The following is a 23,238-nucleotide window of genomic DNA, read 5'->3' as shown; positions in this document are numbered from 1 at the left end:
AGACATTTTATAAAAAAGGATCGTTTTTCATGAGTATCGAAATCAAGGTACCCGTACTGCCAGAATCTGTTGCCGATGCAACTATCGCCACTTGGCACGTAAAAGTGGGTGAGCAAGTTTCTCGTGATCAAAATCTGGTTGATATTGAAACTGACAAAGTCGTACTGGAAGTGGTTGCACCAGAAGATGGTCACATCGGTGAGTTCCTGTTCCAAGAAGGCGACACCGTTCTGGGCGAGCAAGTGATTGCTAAGTTCATCGCGGGTGCGGTTTCTGGTCAAGAAGTGACTAAAGCCGAAGCTGAAGCTGCTGCACCTGTTGCCGCTGCTGCAACTGAAGAGTCTAACGATGCATTAAGCCCATCAGTACGTCGTTTACTGGCTGAGCACAATGTTGATGCGAGCAAAGTGAAGGGCACTGGTGTCGGTGGCCGTATCACTAAAGAAGACGTTGAAGCCTTTATCAAGTCTGCGCCTAAAGCTGCTGCCCCTGCGGCTCCTGCGGTACAACCACTCGCTGCGGGTCGTAGCGAGAAACGTGTTCCAATGACTCGTTTACGTAAGACTATCGCTAACCGTTTATTAGAAGCGAAAAACTCTACTGCAATGCTCACGACGTTCAACGAAGTGAACATGAAGCCAATCATGGATATCCGTAAGCAATATCAAGATATCTTTGAAAAGCGCCACGGTATCCGTTTAGGTTTCATGTCTTTCTACGTGAAAGCGGTAACCGAAGCGCTGAAACGCTTCCCAGAAGTAAACGCGTCAATCGACGGTGATGATATTGTTTACCACAACTACTTCGACGTCAGCATCGCGGTATCGACTCCTCGTGGTCTGGTCACTCCAGTATTGCGTGATACCGATACTATGAGCCTAGCTGATATCGAAAAAGCAGTCCGCGATCTGGCGATCAAAGGCCGCGATGGCAAGCTGACTGTGGCTGATATGACTGGCGGTAACTTCACCGTGACTAACGGTGGTGTATTCGGCTCTCTGATGTCTACCCCAATTTTAAACCTGCCACAAAGCGCGATTTTAGGCATGCATGCCATTAAAGATCGCCCAATGGCAGTGAATGGTCAGGTGGAAATCCTGCCCATGATGTACCTAGCTCTCTCATATGACCATCGTATTATCGATGGCCGTGAGTCAGTTGGCTTCTTAGTCGCCATTAAAGACTTCTTGGAAGACCCAACTCGTCTGCTACTTGACCTATAATCTAACGCGCTAAACGATAAAGTTTAGCCTGTTAGTTAAAGACAAGCGTCAGACATACCCTCGTGACTGGCCCCGTGGGGCCAGTTGGATTTGATTAGAAGTATACGGATAGATCATCATGAATTTGCATGAGTATCAGGCAAAATCCCTATTTGCCGAATATGGTTTACCAGTGTCAGAAGGTTTTGCATGTGATACAGCCCAAGAAGCTGTAGAAGCGGCAGGCCGTATTGGCGGAAATTTATGGGTTGTTAAGTGTCAAGTACACGCAGGCGGCCGCGGTAAAGCGGGTGGCGTTAAAGTCACTGGCGATAAAGAAGAAATCAGAGCCTTTGCCGAACACTGGTTAGGCAAAAATCTGGTGACTTATCAAACTGATGAGAAAGGTCAGCCGGTTGCTAAAATTTTAGTAGAAAGCTGCACCGACATCGCTAACGAACTGTACTTAGGTGCAGTAGTTGACCGCGCTACCCGTCGCGTAGTGTTCATGGCGTCAACTGAAGGTGGTGTTGAGATTGAGAAAGTGGCAGAAGAAACGCCAGAACTCATTCACAAAGCGATCATCGATCCACTGACTGGTCCTCAACCATACCAAGCACGTGATCTTGGCTTCAAACTGGGCTTAAACCCAACTCAAATGAAGCAATTCACCAAGATCTTCATGGGTCTGGCGACTATGTTCGTTGATCACGATTTCGCTCTGCTGGAAATCAACCCACTGGTTATCACCACTGAAGGTAACCTGCACTGCTTAGACGGTAAAATTGGTATCGATGGTAACGCACTGTTCCGTCAACCAAAAATTAAAGCAATGCACGATCCATCTCAAGACGACGCCCGTGAAGCTCACGCTGCAATGTTCGAACTGAACTATGTTGCGCTGGACGGAAACGTAGGTTGTATGGTGAACGGCGCTGGTCTGGCGATGGGTACTATGGACATCGTTAACCTGCACGGTGGCAAGCCAGCTAACTTCCTCGACGTAGGAGGTGGCGCGACTAAAGAACGTGTTGCTGAAGCATTCAAGATCATTCTGTCTGACAGCAATGTGAAAGCCGTTCTGGTTAACATCTTCGGTGGTATCGTACGTTGTGACATGATCGCAGAAGGTATCATTGGCGCTGTTAAAGAAGTTGGCGTTAAAGTTCCCGTTGTAGTGCGTTTAGAAGGTACTAACGCTGAATTAGGCCGTGAAGTATTAGCTAAATCAGGTCTTGATATCATTGCAGCTAACAGTCTGACTGATGCGGCTGAGCAAGTAGTTAAAGCTGCGGAGGGCAAATAATGTCTGTATTAATTAACAAAGATACCAAGGTAATCTGCCAAGGCTTTACCGGTGGTCAAGGTACTTTCCACTCTCAACAAGCTATCGATTACGGTACGCAAATGGTCGGTGGTGTATCTCCAGGTAAAGGCGGTACTGAGCACTTAGGTCTGCCAGTGTTCAACACTGTGAAAGACGCTGTGGCTGCCACTGGCGCGACTGCTTCTGTTATCTACGTTCCTGCTCCTTTCTGTAAAGATGCAATCCTTGAAGCAATCGACGGTGGTATTGAGCTGATCGTTTGTATCACTGAAGGTATCCCAACACTGGATATGCTGGAAGTGAAAGTGAAGCTAGAAGAAACTGGCGTTCGCATGATCGGTCCAAACTGTCCAGGTGTTATCACCCCAGGTGAATGTAAGATTGGTATTATGCCAGGACACATTCACTTAAAAGGCAAAGTGGGTATCGTTTCTCGTTCAGGTACGCTGACCTATGAAGCGGTTAAGCAAACGACTGACGAAGGTTTCGGCCAATCTACTTGCGTAGGTATTGGTGGTGACCCAATCCCAGGTACTAACTTCATCGACGTATTGGAAATGTTCCAAAACGATCCACAGACTGAAGCCATCGTGATGATCGGTGAAATCGGTGGTACTGCTGAAGAAGAAGCGGCTGCTTACATCAAAGCTAACGTGACTAAACCAGTTGTGTCTTACATCGCGGGTGTAACTGCTCCTGCTGGTAAGCGTATGGGTCACGCGGGTGCGATCATTGCTGGCGGTAAAGGTACTGCTGCTGACAAATTTGCTGCATTAGAAGCCGCGGGCGTGACAACTGTCCGCTCGTTAGCGGATATCGGCAAAGCGCTGCGTGCTAAAACGGGTTGGTAATCTAACCGTTAACACACGAAAAGGCGCCTAAGGCGCCTTTTTTATTGCGCGTCTGTTAGCGAGTGCCGAGCAGTAAAGTGTGAGAATGGGCAAGCTAACGCTGCCTAGGCTAGCATTTTGAGTTACAAAGGGTTAGATTGGGTTTCTCTACGGGCGTCATCACCTGATTGATGTATGAATACACGAGTAGAGCCACAACCCTAAGCCCTGCGCTTAAAGCACCACGGCTGTTCTGCAATAAATCTTGTACTTAATTATCACGCGGTTGCGGCATTAAGCTGCGAGCGTATTTTTTTATCGGTTTATCCCATTGGGGGAGGATAGGCCAGCACAGATGTTTAACCCTAAGGGGCATCTATTTACACGAGGGAAAGACAGTGAATACACCAAAGATTATTATTTCAGAAATCGATTTAGAAAGAATCGAGCGTCTGCTGGAGTCATTACCGGCGAACGCCTTCCCAGGGCGTGCGGCATTGGAGGCGGAACTCGACCGAGCCGATATTGTGCCCGCAGCGCAAATGCCAGGGAATGTGGTGACGATGAACTCTGAAGTAAAATTTAGCGTGTCATCCAGTCAAGATACCTTCTGCTTACGGTTAGTTTATCCCAAGGATGCGGCAGGTGAGGGCACCATTTCTATCCTCGCGCCCGTGGGCAGTGCTTTATTGGGTTTATCACAAGGGGATGAAATTGAGTGGCCAGGCCCTGGTGGCTCAATGGTCAAAGTACGTATCGAAGAAATTATGTATCAGCCAGAGCGAAGCGGTGACTTTCACCGTTAATCGCAGCTCTGGATATTAGTGTGTAGAGGGCAATATCAAGGAAGCCAATATGATTATACAAACAGAGCGTTTAATACTCAGACCATTTACTGAGCAGGATATCGATGCCCTCTATTTAATGAACAGTAACCCTGCGATGTTGAAATACATTCCAACCGTACCTTTTACTGATCGTGAGCAGGCGCGGGAGCTATTCCATAACGTGATTTCGCAGGATTATCAGCAGCGTGGGTTTGGACGCTGGGCCGTCGAGCATAAAGCCGATAATAAAGTGATTGGCTTTTGCGGACCAAAGTTTATTCCTGAATATAATGAAGTCGAAATTGGCTATCGCTATTTTCCCGAGTATTGGGGCAAGGGGATTGGTACCGAAGCTGCTCAAGCGGCAATTAGCGTGTTCCCGCAGTTTGGTATTACGCAAATCATTGCATTGATCCTAGAGGGTAACATTGGCTCTGAAGGCGTAGCTAAAAGCATAGGAATGCATTGGCGTGAACCTAGCGAGTTTATGGGGCATAAAGTGAATGTGTACGCAAAGCTGCTCTAACAGTGCTTGAGCGTTCCAACAAAAAACCAGCCTAGATGGCTGGTTTTTAATTAGGCCTGTCTGGTTGATATCCAGATTGAGCTAAATCTGCTTACTCGTCGTTATGATCGCACTTATCGTTGGTGCAATGACCGTACAAATATAAGCTGTGGTTGGTCAGTTTAATGTTGTACTTGCTGGCGATCTCGTCTTGGCGACGTTCAATCACTTCATCTGAAAACTCAATCACTTTGCCACAGGAAAGGCAAACTAAGTGATCGTGGTGGTGTTGAGTCGATAACTCGAATACCGCTTTGCCACTTTCGAAGTGGTGGCGAGATACGATACCAGCATCATCAAACTGGTTTAATACACGGTAAACTGTTGCTAGACCAATTTCTTCACCTAAATCGAGCAGTTTCTTGTATAAGTCTTCTGCACTGATATGTTGGTTTTCAGGTCCTTGCATCAGTTCGAGGATCTTGACTCGTGGCAGGGTGATTTTCAAACCGGCTTTTTTGAGCGCTTGATTTCCATCTGTCATTGCTAATCTCTTGATTGCAGAACCAATAGGTTCATCCGTGGATAGTGAATGCCATTATAGGGGGTCAAATTAAAAACTTAAACCTTTGTTCTAGCTTTATGAGTCTATATGCAGATAAATTGTGTCTCTTAGCGCGAAATTGCAATAAATTGCGGCAATTCAAGCATAGTTTTTGTAAGGTTATACCAAGGAATAATGTTCACGAATGTAAAAATTCGGGACAATGGACAGAATAATTACAATAAAAGGAAGCGGTATGTACCAGCATATTGTGGTGTTAACTGGCGCGGGCATTTCGGCTGAATCGGGATTACGTACCTTTCGTGATCAAGATGGTTTGTGGGAAGAGCACCATATTGAAGACGTGGCGACACCCGAAGGTTATGCCCGCGATACCGAACTGGTTGAGCGATTTTATAACAGTCGTTGGGAGCAGTTGCACAGTGGCACAGTGATGCCCAATGCGGCGCATCTTGCTTTAGCCAAATTAGAGGCGGAATTTTCTGGTCAATTATTGGTTGTGACTCAGAATATTGATGATTTACATGAGCGTGCTGGCTCAAGACGCTTATTGCATATGCATGGTGAATTGTCTAAAGGTCGCTGCCCACGCTCGCGTCAAACCTTCTTATTAAGAGAACCCTTCGGCCCCAATAATTGCTGTACCTGCTGCATTCCCGCACAAAGACTACGTCCCCATGTGGTGTGGTTTGGTGAAATGCCGTTAGGGATGGACAGAATTCATGATGCACTCGATAACTGCGATTTATTCATTGCCATTGGTACGTCGGGCACAGTGTATCCGGCGGCTGGGTTTGTCGATACGGCCAATCATCATGGCGCGCAAACAGTGGAGGTCAATTTAGTCTCGCCCGATAGACACAGTCAGTTTCAATATCATTTAACTGGTAAAGCGGGTGATATAGTACCTAAACTGGTCGAGACCATTTTGGCCGGACAAGTCATTGGCTCAGACTTGCCGAATGAGTGATTAACGGATGACGCAAAAACTCGCTATTATTATGCGGGGATTGCCGGGGAGCGGTAAATCCCATTGGGTTGAGCAGTTTGTCGCTAATCTACCGTTAGAAGATGCGTTGCGTATCCGCCAAGGTGGTATTTTTTCGACCGACAGTTTTTTCTACGAGGGAGAGGTGTACCGATTCGATGCGAAAAAACTTTCCGAATACCACCAACGTAATTTAACGGCATTTATTCAAGCACTCAGCAATGACCAGCCTATTGTGATTTGTGATAATACTAATCTCTGCCGCTGGGAGTACATGGCATACGAGGCCGCGGCTAAAGCGCTCGGTTATCAAGTTCGTATTGTGTTGATCGGTGAACCATTAGACGATGCACATCAAAAGTTGTGCGCCGAGCGTAATCGCCATCGCGTGCCGTTAACGCAAATTCGACGAATGGCAAAACAGTTTGAGGATTTTTAAGCTCACTTTGTTTGTCATCTTGTTATACCAATCACATTAAATATCTAATCAGTTCAGATGCCTGTGAGGCTCCCGAAGGGCGGGGTTGAACGGGCTTTATACTGCGTTTAAGGCTTTGGACAGAGCGCCACTGTGCCTTCAAGCCTTCGCCTTGTCTAAAGCCTGTTTAACTCACTCTGAATGAACAGATAGTTAATACGATTGGTATTACGCTATTCTCTCATCAAGCTTAAGCACAAATACCTTATATAAGAGTTGCATAAGCTTGATCTTAATGACAGTTTCCTTTTAGGCATATCGAGTATAATTCGACAAGTCTGCCCCCTCTGGAGTGTATCTTGTTAACAAAACTGCTGCTTACCTTAGCCGTAATTATTATGGGGATTTTGTTGCTGGCTAAGCGTGAACCTAACGCTAAAGCCATAGCCACAGTGAATGTTCCTGCTATGCCAAGTCTCTGGCGTCGATATGGCATGCGGGGTGCATTTTTACTGCTGGGACTCAGCCTTCTAGGCTACAGTGTTTGGTATTGGCGGGATCAGCATAAGGTCGTGACTGTGACCATAGTGTCCCCAGCCGGCGTACTCTCCGGCGTCTATAAGGCGCGCAAAGGGGATATCTCTGAGGCCAAAATGGTGACGGTTGAAGGAGTACATATTCGATTTTCTAATGCGGAGCGGCTAGAGATATTGGAAGACTAAAACAGATTTATTTTATGAATTTATCGCTCTCGCCTTTTCATTACTAAGTTATGCGTTAAACTAGCGACAATTTTTTAGCCTGCACTTAAGTGGACTTTTTAGCTTAAGTTTTTTTCAGGAGGACACATGATTACTGCCTATGTCTACGAAAACCGTCAACTGACGGCCACTGAAATTAACACACAAGACAGTATTCCAGCGTCGACCATATGGTTGGATCTCTATAAACCTGATGATGCAGAGCGAGAATGGTTAAGTCGTTTTTCTGTTGAAGAAGTCCCCGACGAAGAAGATATCAACGAGATTGAGGCCTCGGCGCGTTTTTACCAAAACAGCGACGGCTTACATATCAACTCATTATTCCCTCAGCGCGTAGGGCAAGACGTGCGGGGCGTCAACGTTTCCTTTAACCTGCGCAGTAATTTCCTGTTGACCATACGTGAGGAAGATGTCGGCCTGATCCGTTTATTACGTAACTATTTACGCCTTGGTCGTTTAGAAGTCTCAACCCCGCAGGAATTGTTTCTCGAACTGTTTAATCTTAAAGTGGATTATCTCTCCGACTTGATTGAAGACGTCTACACAGTGCTTGAAAATGTCGGTGAGCAAGTTTTCGAGAGCGAAGAGCTCGATGATGTGTTCAAGCTTATTACCTTGCAGGAAGACTCTAACGGTAAAATTCGGTTAAGTTTGCTCGATACTCAGCGCTCACTGCGTTATATGCAAAGGTATTACCGCGGGCAGTTGTCGGATGAACATTTAAAAGATTTGCGGGAAATGCTTTCGGATATCGAGTCGTTAATGCCCCACAGCCAGTTTATCTTCGATAAGTTAAACTTTCTGCTCGATGCCGCCATGGGTTTCAGTGGTTTACAGCAGAATAAGATCATTAAAATCTTCTCGGTTGCGGCCGTGGTCTTTCTGCCGCCCACGTTGATTGCCAGCAGTTACGGGATGAACTTCCATGGTATGCCGGAGTTAGGTTGGCAATATGGTTATCCTATGGCGATATTGATGATGCTCGCCAGTGCTGCAGGGACATATTTCTTCTTTAAGCGTAAACACTGGCTCTAGTTTTTTGCTAAAACGCATGTCAAATATAACAGCCGGAGATTGTCCGGCTGTTATATTTTGATTATTCATCATTTTTTATGGGCTACTTACGACTATCACCGCCAAAGTAGTAGCTGACACGCTCGCGCGGGTTAAGATACTCATGTACTTTTTCGGGCAAAGCGGCGGGCGGCAGACAGCGGACTATCGTTATCCCTTCAACTTCAAGATCGACAATCGGCGCCTGATCTTTAGGGACGAGAGCGTCATAAACAAGAATTTTCGGACAGAGCAGCTTTTGCAGATTGACCGACATCACCATGGCATATTGACCGCTCGACAACTCCACCACACTTCCGGGTGGATAAATACCCAGCATTTTGATCATTTTACCAATATAGTCTTGATTTAATTTAGTTTTATACTGCTTGTATAAGTGCCCTAATGCCGCGTAGGGCATGCGTGCCTTACCTTGGTTACTTGGATAGCAAAGTGAATCATATTCATTCACTACCGCGAGTAGTTGCGACATTTTATCAAGTTCTGCTTCTTTTAATCCCTTGGGATAACCACTGCCATCAAGAAACTCATGGTGATTTGTAATTGCAGGCAAGGCTGCCTCTGGGAAGTTTTCGGCAAGTTTGAGTAAATCGACCCCGAGCAAAGGATGTTGCTTGATAAAGTTGAGTTCAGGTGCAGACCAAGGTGTGGTTTTTTTCAAAATTTGTGGTGGGACCTTAAGCTTGCCCACATCATGAAATAAGGCACTTAAGCCAACTAACTCTATTTCGCTGCGATCCCATTCCATCTCTTTGGCAATCAGCATCGAGAGTATTGCCACGTTTAAAGAATGGTAATAAATGCTCTCATCCTGCTTTGCATCACTCATAAGATGCAGCACTAGGTTATCGGAGGTTAATAGCTGTTCTACCATGCTGTGAACTAACACTTTGGCGTCATCGACAGCATTTAAAGGACGGTTACGTAACTTGGAAATTAGGCTACGCATCATAGCGACAGAACGGGTGAAGTTTTGCTCGGTTTTATGGATGTCTCGGCGAAGCTTCTTTTGTACTTCGATTTGCTCAGCTTTATAGAGATCCATATCATTTTTAAGATCATGGATTTCCGGGCTGGGAGGCAGTTTTATAGGGTTTACTGCTTCAGGATTTAATGGCGCGGTTTCGCTACGCTCTAAATCCACGATCACATGTTCTATACCTAAATTTTTGATTAATTCAATCTGAGCAGCTTGTTTGATATGGAAGCTACTGAATAAAAAAGGATGATCTTTCCAAGCCACGGGCAAACGCACAAAATTGCCGACCTGTAATTGATGGACTGAAACTTTACAGCTTTTTTTCATATTCTTGTTATCGTGAAGCCAATGGGGTTATTTTATATCAATGATGCAGCTTTACAATTACTTAACTAACGTGTCAGCATAGTAAGATTAGAAAATAGCCGAAGCATTGAGCCTATATGGACTTTATAGAAGTATACCCGAATGCAATACCTAATGACCTATGTGATCGTCTCATTCTTGCATTTGAGCAACACACAGGCGTTGTGGATGGACAAACAGGCAATGGTGTGGATTTAGAAAAAAAGATTAGCCGCGACCTCACTCTTGATAACTTTGCCGATTTACAGCCCCTGAAAAATGAGCTTTTATCCTATACCCTAAAGGGTGCTGCCGACTATTTTACTAAATATTCTATGGCGTTAATGGGAGCCGTTGCTGTTTCCGTGAGTGATGAACAAGGGCAAGCTGTCACATTAACACCCAATAATTTTGAACGTTTAGGTAAGCCTAGAGCCGAAGCATTAGTTAAATATTTATACCGAAGCGGCAGTATCAATGTGCAGAAATATCAGCAAAATAAAGGCGGATACCCCCATTGGCATTCGGAGCAATTTCCCCAACTAAACCACAATGAGGCGCTGCATCGTGTCGTGCTGTATATGTTTTATTTAAACGATGTGGAAGAGGGCGGAGAAACCGAGTTTTATTACCAGCAGCGTAAGATTTCGCCAAAGAAAGGTACTATGGTGATTGCGCCCGCAGGTTTTACCCATTCCCATCGCGGCAATATGCCGATCAGTAACGATAAATATATTGCCACGTCATGGGTAATGTTTAACCGCGCCGAGCAGTTATACGCAGTATATGCTTAATAGCCTGAGACCTACTACTTAGACTGGGATGCGAATGCGAAAGCGCGCGCCCTCTAAGTGGCTTTCTTCAATGCTGAGTTCGCCGCCATAACTGCTGACAATCTCATCACATACGGCTAAGCCAATGCCTTGCCCTGGGGATTGGGTGTCGGCTCTCACGCCCCGTTGAATGATTTTTTGGCGCAGCTTCTCTTCAACCCCAGGTCCGTCATCTTCGACGATTAATTCAAAATCACCTTGATCTGTATAGCGGGCGCTGACCTGAACTTGGCTGATACACAAACGGAAGGCATTTTCCATCAGGTTGCCACATAGCTCCATGAGATCGCCTTTATTACCGGGGAATTGCAGGTTTGCGGGTATATTTGCTTTAAATTGTACCTGCTTGTCGCGGTAAATTTTAAATAACATTTGTGCGAGTTGATCGACTAGCGGGGCGATAGTGGTGTGTTCTTGTTTCAGGCCTTGGCGACCCAACATGGCACGTTTAAGTTGATATTTAACCAGTTGATCCATTTGACTTATCTGCTCCATGATTTTTTCATTAGCAGATTGCTTTGTTAGACTGGTGTCATCGGTAATAGCATGAACGGCTGCAAGGCGGGTTTTAAGACTGTGGGCCAGATCGTTCATCGCGTTTTGATAGCGTTGCTGTTGCGCGCTTGATTGCTGTAAGAGTTGGTTAAGGGCTTGAGTGACCCCTTCAAGTTCGACAGGGTAGCCTTCTGAAAGCGATTTAGTCTTGCCTTGGTTAATCGATTGCAACTCGTTTTGCATCCGTACCAACGGTCGCATCCCCCAATATGCCGCACTGACCAGCAGGATCAGCGCGAGTGCGAGCACCATGGCCAAACGGATATAGGTGCGTTTACTGAATTTGCTGTATTCCTGCTCGAGCTTGGCGGCATCCTTCATTACCAATAAGTTGTAATGTACTCCCGCGATTTCAACCGCGAGTAAATACACAAAGTAACCTCGGTCATCGGCCATGGTCAGGTAGTAAGGCGGGGAGTCATTACGTATTTCGTTGAAACGTTCGCAGGTGTCAAACAAGCCACGGTCGACAGCGAGGGAAGATGTCCATACCTGTTTAAATTTTTCATCGCAGCTCGCCATCACATAGCGCTCTTGCTTGTTATTTTCCTCTAACCAAGCACTGGTATCAGGAATAAGATCATGTTCTCTAAGCTCGGCGGCCACTTGAGGGATCTCGGCAATAAGCTGCGCAGTTTCTTCATTGTAGCTATTTTGCGCATGCAAAATATTGACCATCCATGCGAGGCCAAATCCGACTAAGGTGATGATTGATAATGAGGTGAGAAACATCCGCGTGAGCAGACGTTTCTTCATTTTGAGTTTTAGTTGCATGGTAAATTGAATTTATAACCTTGGCCACGAATGGTGGCTATCGGGTTGTCTATGCCATCGCGAGTGAGTTTTTTACGTAGGCGGCTTACCATCACCTCAATCGTGTTCGGGTCACCTTCCTTGTCGCCATAAATCACATCCAGTAGCCGCTGTTTGGCGACGACTTCATGGCAATGGCGCATCAAATATTCGAGGATAAGGTATTCGAAGGCCGTAACTTCCATAATCTCGTTGCCGAGGGTCACTTGCTTAGCTGCAAGATCCAGTTTTAACTCACCACTGCTAATGACGGGTTTGACAAAGCCTGCGCTGCGTCTGACTAAGGCGTCTAGTCTGGCAACAAGTTCTTCTTTCTGGAAGGGTTTCACTAAATAGTCATCGGCACCCGCATTGAGACCTTCGACTTTATCTTGCCAGTTGACCCGAGCTGTGAGGATTAATATTGGTGCTTTGACGTCTTCTTCGCGCAATTGTTGGATAAGGCTAATGCCATCCTGATCAGGTAAACCTAAGTCGACAATGGCAACATCGATAGGATAGTTAGTCGCTTGAAAAAATCCTTCCTTGGCTGTGAGGGCGACTTGGACTTGATTGCCCAAATCGCTTAATTGTACTTTTAGATGGTGGGATAAAATAAGATCATCTTCAACAACCAAAATTCTCATAATTCTCATGCCTTAAAGTCGACTGGGCTCAGTGTACGCAAAATATACGCGGGAGCCAAATATTGTCTTATTTTAGACAATGGCAACTTAACCTCGGCTGACCAAACGAGAGCTGTGGTTAAAATTAATACTAATCTATTGTCTTTAAAGCAGTTTAGATAATCACAGCTAGAGCGCTTGCTTTTCATCAAGCACGGGTTTACGGCATATTCCATTTGCGATCCAAACTGCACCTAGACTAAAGAAAATTACGCCGCCCATGATAATGGCCAGCCTTATCCAAGGAGCATTGTGTGCGATACGCATTTGCACAGCGTCTATTGCTGTGGTTCCCCAAACGACGACCACACTAATGCACAATATTGCTTGCAATAGACGAATCACGGCAGGATGTTTGATGAATAATCCAATTGGCGCTAATGCATATAGGCCCATCAAAACAAGCTGGTCATAACGTAAAGAATGTGCACTCAGTAGCCAAAAAGCAACAATTATCCAACCCACTCTCCACCACATGGTTTTCTCCTATCTCAATCTTGATTTGGGCTAATGTAGTGGAATTAAAACAATCATTCTATTTGCTTGTTCACAGAATGAGGATTAAGCAATAAAAAGCCCAACTAAGTTGGGCTTGTATAGCGAATAAAATGCAATTTAAAGTCTAAAGAGGGTTTACTCGACTTTATGCACTTGTTCATCAAAACTACCGGCAGTTTTACCCGCTTGGGTATTGTTGAATACGGTTTCGTTAAATTCACCTTCAGATTTGGCAATAATGACCGTTGCCACGCAATCGCCAGTGACGTTCACTGCGGTGCGCACCATATCGAGTAGTCGGTCAACACCAATAATTAAGGCAATACCTTCAACGGGTAAGCCGACTTGGTTCAGCACCATAGCGAGCATAATTAATCCTACTCCAGGCACGCCCGCAGTACCAATTGAGGCTAACGTGGCGGTAACAACCACAGCAGCATAATCGGTCAGCGTTAATTCAATACCAAATACTTGAGCGATAAACACTGTGGCGACACCCTGCATAATCGCCGTGCCATCCATGTTAATGGTGGCGCCTAAGGGTAGGGTGAAAGAGGCAATTTTGTTATCAACACCGAGTCTGTGCTCTGAGGCTTCAATTGTAATTGGCAAGGTAGCGTTAGAGCTTGCTGTTGAAAAGGCAAACAATTGCACATCGCGCATCTTACGAATAAATATTACTGGATTGAGGCCTGAAAAAAGTTTGAGAAGTGTAGGGTAAACAATAAACGCATGGATAAGTAATACACAGAGAACCACAAAGAAATATTTGACCACACTCTCGAATGTTCCCAAACCTAGCGTTAACGCCAGTTTTGCCATCAGTGCAAACACCCCATAAGGCGCAAGCTGCATGATCAAAGTAACGACTCGCATAATCACTTCATTCAAATCTTCGAATAAAGCGGCAACACGTTTCCCACGCTCGCCAATATGCGCAATCGCAAAGCCAAAGATCACTGCGAAGATAATAATCTGCAGCATATTTCCTTCGCTCATGGCTTGCATCGGATTCGTTGGCACTATATTGATTAGGACACTTGAAAGACTGGGCGCCTCTTTGGCGGTGTACTCCATTTTTTCGGAAGCTAGCGAAGCATTACCTGGATGAACTAATACCGCGCTGACAATGGCCAGAATTAAAGCAATCGCCGTTGTGAATAAATAAAAGGCTAATGTTTTGCCGCCTAAACGACCTAATTTTGAAGGTTCACTCAGTGAGCAAGTACCACAAACTAATGAAATAAACACCAGTGGAACCACTAGCATTTTCAAACTTGAGATAAAAATAGTGCCGATAACATGTAAGAAACCTTCTGTAATATAGTCTTTTACGATATCGCTTTCTGGAAAGGCATTGCGGAGTATGAGGCCTAAAACAATACCTGTTGCCATACCGAACAGAATTTTGCTTGTAAGGCCGAATTTCTTTTGTAATAAGGTTGCCATGGGGATTCCTGTGTGTTTTTTATACATTCTAATATTGGCGACGACAAGCCTAGCAAGAAAATGCAGAAGTTTAAATGAGTTCCGATGTTAAACTAACTGCAAAATATGAGAAATAAAATAAGAGAGTATTGGAAAAGTTAGGTGAAAATTGTGTAATGTTAGCCTATAAGTTATAAGCGTCAATCTTAGTATTATCATCAGAGTAACAGGGAGCCTGACAATGAAGTCAGCGTATAAGGTTTTTCTTGCAGGATTATGTTCATTATTCTTGGTTGCATGTGGAGGCGGAGGCAGTATCTCCGATGACGGCTCCGGCACCACCCCAACCCCAGGTGTTATCACTGTCACTATGGGAATTTCCAATACCGATATTTCCGCTTTAGCTCCCGCAACAGTAACTGCTAAAGTTGTTGACTCCAAAGCTGGTGCGTTAGTTGGTGAATTGGTAACATTTAGTTTAAGTAATTCCAATATCGGTTCATTTGACCCTGCTACAGCGACAGCATTAACTAATGGCGAAGGTATTGCGACCATTATATTAAATACCGCAACTATCGCAGGTGCAGGTACAGTTACTGCAAAAATAGATACGGGCGAATCTGGCAAAATTGGTTTTGTTATGAAGGGCGATGGCGGTGAGGCTGGCGGTGGTGCGCAAGTTAATCTTGCTCTCACTGATTCGAACGGAAACGCAATCCAAACTATCACCTCATTAAATCCCGGAAAACTCACCGCAACAGTGACAGGTATTAATAAACCTACGATTGTTACATTTGATAATGATATTGGTGATTTACCGATAAAAACTGCAGTAACCAATGCTCAAGGAAAAGCGAGTGTTGATATTTATGCTGGCAATACCTTAGGTGCCGGAACCATTACTGCTTCGCTTGCCAGTGGTGAAAAAGGTACGGCTGTTGTGGTGGTGGGTGCAACTAATGTTGTAATGGGTAGTGGCAATCCATTTGTTGCTGGTAAAGCAAGTGTCAGCGTGACTGACTTAACTGCAGGTGGCACAGCCACAATTTCTGTTGTGATTCAGGATGACCAAGGTAAGCCTTTTACTCAACCTGTCGATGTTAAATTCTCTTCTTCATGTTCCACTAAAACTTCTCCAGAAGCAGAGATTAGTTCTCCTGTACCTTCTGTGAATGGCGTTGCCACCACGACCTATTTAGCTAAGGGGTGTGTGGGTCCCGATCCCATTAATGTGACGGCCAATGCTGGTGGTTTAAACCTTTCTGCTACAGCTTCAATCAATGTAATGCCTGCCAATGTTGGCAGTATCGTATTTCTTTCAGCAACGCCACAAAACATTGCCATTTTAGGTACGGGTGGTGCGGAGTCTTCTGAAGTTAAGTTTAAAGTGTTGGATACTAACAGTAATCCTGTGAGCAATCAGCTAGTTAACTTTAGTCTTAACACTACAACTGGTGGTATTGAATTAGATCCCGTAAGTGCGACGACTAACAACCAAGGGATTGTCCAAACTGTCGTTAAAACTGGTACAGTCGCTACTTCTGTTCGTGTCACAGGTGTTGTCGCAGGTTCGTCCCCAGTTATCTCTAGTCAATCTAGTCAATTAATTGTATCTACAGGCATTCCTGACCAAGATAGTTTTTCACTATCTGCATCGACATTGAATGCTGAAGGTTGGGATGTTGATGGTACTAAAGTAACAGTGACGGCTCGCTTAGCCGATGCATTTAACAACCCTGTACCAGATGGAACTACAGTTTCATTCACTACTGAAGGTGGTGCGATTGAGGATGCTTGTCAAACCGTAAAAGGGACTTGTAGTGTGGTATGGACCAGTCAACTTGCCAGACCTGAAGGTCAAACGTTGATAGACGCTACTGGCGCATTAGTTCGTCCACCTGTTGCTACACTCGCGGCTAATTTAGGTAACTTTTACGGCCAAAAATACGGTGGTAGAGCAACCATAACGGCTACCGCAATTGGTGAGGAATCTTTCCCTGACCTTAATGGTAATGGCCGTTTTGATGCATCCGAATTTAGTGCCTTTTTAAATCAAAAGGATGTGAGTGGCAAGCCCTTCGATTTAGATGATGCTTTTAACGACTATAATGAGGACGGCTTTTTCAACCCTCAACAGTCTGGAGGCCAAGCGGGGGGCGAGTTAGAAGAGTTAATCGATTTTAACTCTAATGGTGTTTTTGACCTCAAAGACAGTAAATACAATGGTGTTCTTTGTTCTGTACCTGCTCATGCTGGTTGTGCAGATGGCATATCTGAGCCCAAATCACTCTATGTTCGAGGCAGTTTAGTGATAGTGATGTCAGGAAGTACTGCTTATGCAACACCTAGAGCGGATGTACTTATTGACGATAGCTATAGCCTAAGTAAAGACCAGAGTATTGATATTATTGGTAAGGATGCCGCTACGGTTTACTTCACCATCTCTGATTTGCACAACCAACAAATGCCTGCAGGCTCGATCGTTAGATTTAAAGCAAGTGCAGGTTCAATAGCTAGTGGCACAGAATATACATGGCCAAGCAGCAATTATAATGCTGGACGTGAGTTTAGTGTGTCCATTAAGGGTGAGGAAAAACCTAACGCGGGCACCTTCATTGTTGAAGTTGAAACCCCAAGTGGGGTGGCAACCCAAGTTCTGTCTTTGCCGATAAGAATTAATTAGTCATTAAAATTTCTAATTAAAACGGGGAGCTATATGCTCCCCGTTTGTTTTTGATTGGATACTTGGTAAAACGTCAGCATGGCATTTACCATGCTGGCGGTTGATTACTCTGCAAGTAAACCGCGGCTACGCAATAAAGGCTCGATGCCTGCTTCTTTACCGCGGAAGTTTTTATACATCAACATAGGGTCGTCACTGCCACCCTTAGACAAGATGTTGTTACGGAAGGCATCGGCGGTCGCTTTAGCGAAAATGCCATTTTCTTTAAAGGCTTCGAAGGCATCGGCGCCCAAAATATCCGACCAGAGGTAGCTGTAGTAACCGGCAGAATAACCGCCCGCGAAGATATGCGAGAAGTAAGTGCTGCGGTAACGTGGGCTGATCTCATTAATCAATCCCATGGCGGCTAAGGAGTCGGCCTCAAACTTGGCGGCATCCTTAGGCGTGGTATCGGTCAGGGTGTGCCAATCTAAATCGAGCTTAGTGGCGGCCATATATTCAACGGTCGCAAAGCCTTGGTTGAACTTGCTGGCGGCTTGGATTTTTTTCACCAGTTCCTGCGGGATCACTTCACCGGTTTTGTAGTGCTTCGCAAATTGCGCGAGCACTTCAGGCTGAGTCATCCAGTTTTCGTTGACCTGTGAAGGGAATTCTACATAGTCGCGCGGTACTGCCGTTCCGCCTTGTGAGCGATATTCGACATTGGATAACATGCCGTGCAGCGCATGACCAAACTCATGGAACAGGGTGCTGGCTTCATCGAAGGTGAGTAACGCTGGCTCATTACCCGCTGGACGAGGGTAGTTCAACACGTTGACAATTATGGGTTTAGAATCGACGCCGTTCATATGGTATTGCTTGCGGAACGAGTTCATCCAAGCGCCGCCGCGTTTGCTATCACGGGTAAAATAGTCGCCCATAAAGATGGCCATAAGCTTGCCGTCTTTATCGTACACTTCCCAAGTACGCACCTCGGGGTTGTATTTGGGTAAGTCGGTACGTTCTTTAAAGGTTAAGCCATAGAGGCGATTGGCCGTATAGAACACGCCTTTTAAAGTGCTGTCGAGGGAGAAATAAGGGCGAGTTTGCTGCTCGTTAAAGCTGTACTTTGCGACACGGATTTTGTCGGCGTAGTAATCCCAATCCCAGGCTTGCAGCTTAAACTTGCCACCTTGGTTGTCGATTAATGCCTGCATATCGGCAACTTCGGCCTTGGCTTGGGCAAGCGCTGCTGGCCAGACTTTGTTTAGTAAGCCGTATACATTTTCTGGTGTCTTGGCGGTGCGCTCTTCTAACACGAAATCCGCATGGGTTTTATAGCCCATAAGCTGTGCACGTTCGGCGCGCAGCGCGGCAATTTTTGCCAGAATGACTTTGTTATCATTGGCATTATTGTTGTTACCACGCTCGATATAACCCTTATAGAGCTTTTCGCGTAGCGCGCGATTATCGGCATAGGTTAAAAACGGCGTGATAGACGGGCGTGACGTGGTAAATACCCATTTGCCTTCATGGCCACGCTTTTTCGCGGTTTCGGCGGCGGTGGCAATCACATCGGCGGGTAAACCTGATAAGTCTGCTTGCTTATCAATTACTAGCTCGAAGGCATTGGTTTCAGCTAACAGATTGTCGCCAAAGGCTAAGTTAAGCTTGCCGATTTCTTCGTTCAGGGCGCGCAGCTTGGTTTTATCCTGCTCGCTGAGGTTAGCACCGCCACGGGTGAACGATTTATAGGTGTCTTCCAGTAATTTAGCCTGCGCCGTGTTGAGCTTTAGGCTGTCTTTGCTGTCGTAAACGGCTTTAACGCGTTGAAATAGCTTATCGTTCAGTAAGATATCGTCTTCGGCAGACGATAACATCGGCGAGACTTCCTTGGAAATCGCTTGCAGCTCTGGAGTGGTATCTGCACCAGTTAAGTTAAAGAAGACGTTGGATACGCGGGTGACGAGATCGCCCGAAAACTCCATCGCTTCAATGGTATTGGCAAAGTTAGGTTTATCTTTGTTATCAACAATCGCTTGAATTTCTTCGTGTTGCTGGGTGATACCCGCCTTAAATGCAGGGAGGAAATGCTCGGGCTTAATTTTATCGAAGGCCGGAATTTCCATAAACGTATCATAGGGTTTAAAGAAAGGGTTGCTGGCATTTTGGCTGATGATCTGCGCCGACATCGCATTCGGTGCGACTGTCGCCTGCGCCGCAGTATCGCTGTGTTGTGCACTACAGCCACTTAAGGCGAGGGCGAGCGTGATGGCGCTAAAGGTCAGTTTGATGGCTCGCGGCTTAAGTGTTGGCGCGTTAAGGGCCGGTGATTTTAGGCTTAGTCCCTTCATGTCAATTCCCCGTTAGGTGATTATTATTCTGTCGGATTAATGGTACTGCAAACCATTAATATTATTTTAAGGTGACTGTTTAGCATGTATCCGACTAAGGGTTCCATCGATTTTGTGTTTTGTTTGTAACAAATGGTTAGTCTGCGGTTTTTAATCGAAGAACTATGGCAAACTGAGCCGCGTATCAAGGCAATATTTGGCAAGGGATAAAGCCATTGCTTTGATGCGTTTTAATGTAAGTCCCTAATCATACAAATAATAAATAGGACCTCTATGGAATTGCCTCAGTTTAGCTATACGCGCCTCTGTCGTCGTTTTTCTTATTCCCTATTAGCCGCTGCACTGTGGACATCGACGCAAGCAGCAGCGTCGCCAACCACGCTTAGCCAAGATGCGCTTAAGGTGGCCGATTATGCGGTGAGCACCTATGACACGCAGATGGTCGAGAGTCTGGCGCATTTAATCAGTTTTAATACCCAAGCGGTTGAGGGGAAAACGCCCGATACCAACCCCGCCTTTATTGGTTTTAAGTCGAGTTTAAAAAGCTTGAGCCAAGAACTCGGACTCGATTATGCCGACCACGGTTATGTGGTGCTGATTGGCCTCGATGCTAATGCTGTCGATGCACAACAATCACAGGTTGAGAAATTAGGAATCGTCACCCACGGCGATGTGCAACCCGCCAATCCCGCCCTCTGGACTAAGAGTCCCTATGTGCTGGATACCGAGTCTGAACCTGGTAAGCTGATAGGTCGCGGCACCGAAGATGATAAAGGTGCGATTGTCACCGCCATGTATGCGATGAAGGCCATCAAAGATAAACAAATCAAACGGGAAAAACGCATTGAACTGTTGGTGTATCTAGCTGAAGAGTCCGATTGGGATCCGCTAAAGGCCTTTTTAGCCCATTACACTCCAGCGCAGATGAATATCACCATAGATGCCGAGTATCCAGTGGTCACCGCCGAAAAGGGTTGGAGTAAGATTGGCTTTACGGTACCGAATATCGAGTCAACACAGGAGCTGGGCACGGCAACGAATGTCCCTAGCCTAACGGCATTCTCCGGCGGCTATTTTGCCAGCCAAGTGCCGCAGCAAGCCGAGGCGCAAATTCATGCCATCACCCCAAGCTTGTTTGAACAATTACAAACGAGCGCCGCCAACCAGCAGGGGATGAAGTATCGATTCGAGCGAACTTGCGAGCAGGCCGTATGCGACTTGCATATTTTTGCCGACGGTAAGGCGGCTCATTCCTCTACGCCTGAAGATGGGGTGAATGCAGTAACGCATTTGGCCGCGTTACTGCAGCCATATACTTGGCCTAAAACCACGGCGGCACTCACTGTCGCCGCTATGAATGAGTTAGTGGGTTTGGGGATTTATGCCGAGCAGTTTGGTGAACTGGCCTATAAAGATGATTTTATGGGCGCCTTAACGCTGGCTCCCACAGTCGTTGCGCAAACGAGTAAAGGGACGGAAGTCACTATTAATTTACGTCGCCCAGTGGGCAAAACGCCTGAGTTACTCTCTGCCCAAGCCAAGGATGCGCTGAACAAATGGCAAGCGGAGCATCAAGTGACTCTCATCGATGTGGAAAGTTATTGGGGCGAGCCTATGGTGATGAAGGATGCACCCCATCAACAAACCTTACTCGATGTGTTTGCCCACTTTACCGGCATAGCATCACCCAAACCTGTGGCCATTGGCGGCTCAACCAACAGTAAGTTATTCCCCAACGCCTTAAGTTTTGGCCCCGCCATGCCGGGTGTGGAATACACAGGCCACACAGAGAAAGAATTTATTACCCATAAACAGTTTATTCTGAATCTGAAAATGTACACCGCCGCCTTTATTGAGTTAACCGCTGCAAAATAGTGTGCTTTGCGGTTAAAAAGGGAATTGCCCAAGTAAAGTTTTGCCTATAGAAAAGTTGATGGTTCTAGTTAGACGTTATGTATCCCATCTTTTTCGTAGTTTGAATGCTTTAATCAAAATCAACGTCTGCAATTGAAAAGGAAGGTTACTTAAGAGCAACCAGAAGAAAAAACAAAATGCAGAGAGTATTATTTATGCGAATACACAGTGTTAAATAAGAATGAGTACATTGAACAGCCTCATGATAATGTATTTAAAGGCAACTAAAACAGTTGGTTACGTTTCGCTTCGCGATATATTTTAACTTAACCCAATATTTTGTCCGCTTAATGCGGAGTTAGGAGAATAGAGCGGTGGTTACATTTAGACCGGCTAAGAATTTAGCAAAAGCAGCACATTTTACTCTGTCGAATATGCAGCCATATTATGAACAACACTCTGTAGATTGGGATGAAGCTAAGATTGAAAAAATGACGCAAGAGCTTGTGAACTTAGATATTTTGTTTGAAGAAAAGCTTGTTGGTGTCGTTAGATTATCTTTTGACATTGAAGAGTGCTGGTTACGAGATTTGCAAGTGGATCAGCGTTACCAGAATCGTGGGATTGGCTCAATCGCTATTGCTGAGGCGGAACGTCTGGCTAAAGAGCATTGCTCTCACATTTTGAAGCTTAAAGTGTTTAAAAATAGCCCTGCCGTTCATTTGTATAAGAGACAAGGGTTTGGTTTAACAAGTGAAGATGATCGGTTTTACTACATGAGCCGTGCCGTCTCCTAATAATCAAAATTTATCGCCAGCAAAAAGTGCTGGCTGCGACATCAATCCGCTGCGCGTTTTTTGCGCTAAATTTAGGCGTTAAATGGGATTTGAAATGGGTGGCTAATTTACCTTTAAAGGAGTTTTATCGGTGAAATGGAGTAAGTTGAAATCGCTGGTAGAAGACAAGTTTTCTCAATCTCTTGGTGGGAGAATTGCTATTTTCAGCACAAGATATGGTAATTGTACTTGTGGTCACGCTTGGCTGACACTTGATAAGGAAGTTATAGCTAATTTCTGTACAAGAGCATTTTGGAATCGTGCTGCTGGCGATTACTATTTTAAGGATGGACGGTGGGTTACAGACTCACCAGTTCCTGAGCATGTTTCTGCACACCAGAAAAAGTCTTTCGGCGAAATGGAGTACGGTGAACTATCAAGGCAAGATGTTTATGAGGCTTGCTGGAGTTACGTGCACAACCTTACTATTGATGAGTCTATATCTTCTGAAGATCCTTTAATTCAGTCACTTGCTATGCTTGATAAACGCTTGGGAAAACGCAGATTAAAATCTATTGACCAAGCTAAGTTGCATCCTTTAGCAAAAAAGCTACTAACTGTTCGTCTAGAATCCGAAGGTGTTAGAGTCGATAAAACCATGAGGTAAAACATTGACACCCGACCTTAATGATAAAACATTGGAATAAAACATGGATGGAATAAAACATGGACACCCTGGAATAAAACATGGACACCCAGCCTTAATCGCGCGGTAGCTAACCTCCGACTATGCTTTGGTTAAGCATTGAACAAGGAGGTTTGTATGCCGCACCCTCGCAGAACTCAGATAAGTCTTGAAGACACGCCCTATTATCATTGCTGTAGCCGCGTGGTGCGGCGGGCATTTTTATGTGGTGATGATGCCTTTTCGGGTAAAAACTATGACCATCGCCGTGATTGGGGAGAATCGCTAATGTTT

General features: G+C 45.4%; 21 protein-coding genes and 1 pseudogene. 15 read left to right on the top strand and 7 right to left on the bottom strand.

Annotated elements, in window-relative coordinates:
• Nucleotides 1-29 precede the first annotated feature (29 nt).
• The 5 genes from odhB to SHD_RS01135 all read left to right on the top strand — a co-directional run bounded on the left by odhB (nt 30) and on the right by SHD_RS01135 (nt 4,712).
• Complete coding sequence (gene odhB, locus SHD_RS01155) at nt 30-1,223, top strand: 2-oxoglutarate dehydrogenase complex dihydrolipoyllysine-residue succinyltransferase (protein ID WP_023265461.1); 1,194 nt, start codon at nt 30-32, stop codon at nt 1,221-1,223.
• 118 nt (nt 1,224-1,341) lie between these two features.
• Nucleotides 1,342-2,508, top strand: coding sequence for an ADP-forming succinate--CoA ligase subunit beta (gene sucC / locus SHD_RS01150; RefSeq protein ID WP_011622416.1), 1,167 nt, complete (start codon nt 1,342-1,344; stop codon nt 2,506-2,508).
• Nucleotides 2,508-3,380, top strand: a complete 873-nt coding sequence (gene sucD, locus SHD_RS01145) for a succinate--CoA ligase subunit alpha (protein ID WP_011622417.1) — start codon at nt 2,508-2,510, stop codon at nt 3,378-3,380. Before sucC ends, sucD begins: the two co-directional genes overlap by 1 nt.
• Nucleotides 3,381-3,757: 377 nt before the next feature.
• A complete protein-coding gene (gene rnk, locus SHD_RS01140; protein WP_023265460.1) occupies nt 3,758-4,165 on the top strand; it encodes a nucleoside diphosphate kinase regulator in 408 nt (135 codons plus the stop codon).
• A gap of 49 nt (nt 4,166-4,214) precedes the next feature.
• Nucleotides 4,215-4,712: a GNAT family N-acetyltransferase gene (locus SHD_RS01135; protein ID WP_023265459.1), complete on the top strand. Its 498-nt coding sequence runs from the start codon at nt 4,215-4,217 to the stop codon at nt 4,710-4,712.
• Nucleotides 4,713-4,803: 91 nt separating this feature from the next.
• On the opposite strand, the gene fur is transcribed toward SHD_RS01135, so the two are convergent.
• Nucleotides 4,804-5,235 carry a ferric iron uptake transcriptional regulator gene (gene fur / locus SHD_RS01130; RefSeq protein WP_011716738.1) on the bottom strand — a complete coding sequence of 144 codons (432 nt, stop codon included), beginning with the start codon at nt 5,233-5,235 and terminating at the stop codon, nt 4,804-4,806.
• 256 nt (nt 5,236-5,491) lie between these two features.
• Between fur and cobB the strand changes: the two genes are divergently transcribed.
• The 4 genes from cobB to corA all read left to right on the top strand — a co-directional run bounded on the left by cobB (nt 5,492) and on the right by corA (nt 8,458).
• Nucleotides 5,492-6,226 (top strand): Sir2 family NAD+-dependent deacetylase, encoded by a 735-nt coding sequence (cobB, locus tag SHD_RS01125; protein ID WP_039977046.1) that lies wholly within the window; start codon nt 5,492-5,494, stop codon nt 6,224-6,226.
• A 7-nt stretch (nt 6,227-6,233) separates the two neighbouring features.
• The gene (locus SHD_RS01120) at nt 6,234-6,683 is read left to right on the top strand and encodes an ATP-binding protein (RefSeq protein WP_023265457.1); all 450 of its coding nucleotides are present in this window, start codon (nt 6,234-6,236) and stop codon (nt 6,681-6,683) included.
• 338 nt (nt 6,684-7,021) lie between these two features.
• A complete protein-coding gene (locus SHD_RS01115) occupies nt 7,022-7,384 on the top strand; it encodes a hypothetical protein (RefSeq protein ID WP_023265456.1) in 363 nt (120 codons plus the stop codon).
• A gap of 126 nt (nt 7,385-7,510) precedes the next feature.
• On the top strand, nt 7,511-8,458 hold the full coding sequence (gene corA / locus SHD_RS01110; protein WP_023265455.1) for a magnesium/cobalt transporter CorA: 948 nt from the start codon (nt 7,511-7,513) through the stop codon (nt 8,456-8,458).
• A gap of 82 nt (nt 8,459-8,540) precedes the next feature.
• Here corA and SHD_RS01105 read toward each other — a convergent pair whose 3' ends face one another.
• On the bottom strand, nt 8,541-9,803 hold the full coding sequence (locus SHD_RS01105) for an HD-GYP domain-containing protein (RefSeq protein WP_023265454.1): 1,263 nt from the start codon (nt 9,801-9,803) through the stop codon (nt 8,541-8,543).
• A 116-nt stretch (nt 9,804-9,919) separates the two neighbouring features.
• On the opposite strand from SHD_RS01105, the gene SHD_RS01100 reads away from it, so the two are divergent.
• Nucleotides 9,920-10,615, top strand: a complete 696-nt coding sequence (locus SHD_RS01100) for a 2OG-Fe(II) oxygenase (protein ID WP_023265453.1) — start codon at nt 9,920-9,922, stop codon at nt 10,613-10,615.
• Between the two features lie 18 nt (nt 10,616-10,633).
• Here SHD_RS01100 and SHD_RS01095 read toward each other — a convergent pair whose 3' ends face one another.
• From SHD_RS01095 to SHD_RS01080, 4 genes are all read right to left on the bottom strand, one after another.
• Nucleotides 10,634-11,983 (bottom strand): ATP-binding protein, encoded by a 1,350-nt coding sequence (locus tag SHD_RS01095; protein ID WP_023265452.1) that lies wholly within the window; start codon nt 11,981-11,983, stop codon nt 10,634-10,636.
• Nucleotides 11,974-12,648 carry a response regulator gene (locus SHD_RS01090; RefSeq protein ID WP_023265451.1) on the bottom strand — a complete coding sequence of 225 codons (675 nt, stop codon included), beginning with the start codon at nt 12,646-12,648 and terminating at the stop codon, nt 11,974-11,976. The genes SHD_RS01095 and SHD_RS01090 overlap by 10 nt, the downstream gene beginning before the upstream one ends.
• 168 nt (nt 12,649-12,816) lie before the next feature.
• A complete protein-coding gene (locus tag SHD_RS01085) occupies nt 12,817-13,164 on the bottom strand; it encodes a hypothetical protein (protein ID WP_023265450.1) in 348 nt (115 codons plus the stop codon).
• Nucleotides 13,165-13,320: 156 nt separating this feature from the next.
• On the bottom strand, nt 13,321-14,634 hold the full coding sequence (locus SHD_RS01080; RefSeq protein WP_039977043.1) for a dicarboxylate/amino acid:cation symporter: 1,314 nt from the start codon (nt 14,632-14,634) through the stop codon (nt 13,321-13,323).
• Between the two features lie 220 nt (nt 14,635-14,854).
• Between SHD_RS01080 and SHD_RS01075 the strand changes: the two genes are divergently transcribed.
• Nucleotides 14,855-17,296 carry an Ig-like domain-containing protein gene (locus SHD_RS01075; protein WP_023265448.1) on the top strand — a complete coding sequence of 814 codons (2,442 nt, stop codon included), beginning with the start codon at nt 14,855-14,857 and terminating at the stop codon, nt 17,294-17,296.
• Between the two features lie 104 nt (nt 17,297-17,400).
• Here SHD_RS01075 and SHD_RS01070 read toward each other — a convergent pair whose 3' ends face one another.
• Nucleotides 17,401-19,629, bottom strand: a complete 2,229-nt coding sequence (locus SHD_RS01070; RefSeq protein ID WP_023265447.1) for a M3 family metallopeptidase — start codon at nt 19,627-19,629, stop codon at nt 17,401-17,403.
• Nucleotides 19,630-19,902: 273 nt separating this feature from the next.
• Here SHD_RS01070 and SHD_RS01065 point away from each other — a divergent pair, with 273 nt between their 5' ends.
• The 4 genes and pseudogenes from SHD_RS01065 to SHD_RS01050 form a co-directional block, all read left to right on the top strand.
• The gene (locus tag SHD_RS01065) at nt 19,903-21,504 is read left to right on the top strand and encodes a dipeptidase (protein ID WP_023265446.1); all 1,602 of its coding nucleotides are present in this window, start codon (nt 19,903-19,905) and stop codon (nt 21,502-21,504) included.
• A gap of 353 nt (nt 21,505-21,857) precedes the next feature.
• The gene (locus tag SHD_RS01060) at nt 21,858-22,280 is read left to right on the top strand and encodes a GNAT family N-acetyltransferase (protein ID WP_023265445.1); all 423 of its coding nucleotides are present in this window, start codon (nt 21,858-21,860) and stop codon (nt 22,278-22,280) included.
• A gap of 130 nt (nt 22,281-22,410) precedes the next feature.
• A complete protein-coding gene (locus SHD_RS01055) occupies nt 22,411-22,926 on the top strand; it encodes an SF0329 family protein (RefSeq protein WP_023265444.1) in 516 nt (171 codons plus the stop codon).
• Between the two features lie 156 nt (nt 22,927-23,082).
• Nucleotides 23,083-23,238 (top strand): annotated as a pseudogene (locus SHD_RS01050) (transposase); the annotation flags it as partial.

The organism is Shewanella decolorationis S12, assembly GCF_000485795.1.
Taxonomy (GTDB): Bacteria; Pseudomonadota; Gammaproteobacteria; order Enterobacterales; family Shewanellaceae; genus Shewanella; species Shewanella decolorationis.
The sequence above is the reverse complement of the archived record's forward strand: the minus strand, read 5'-3'. Positions and strand labels throughout refer to the sequence as shown.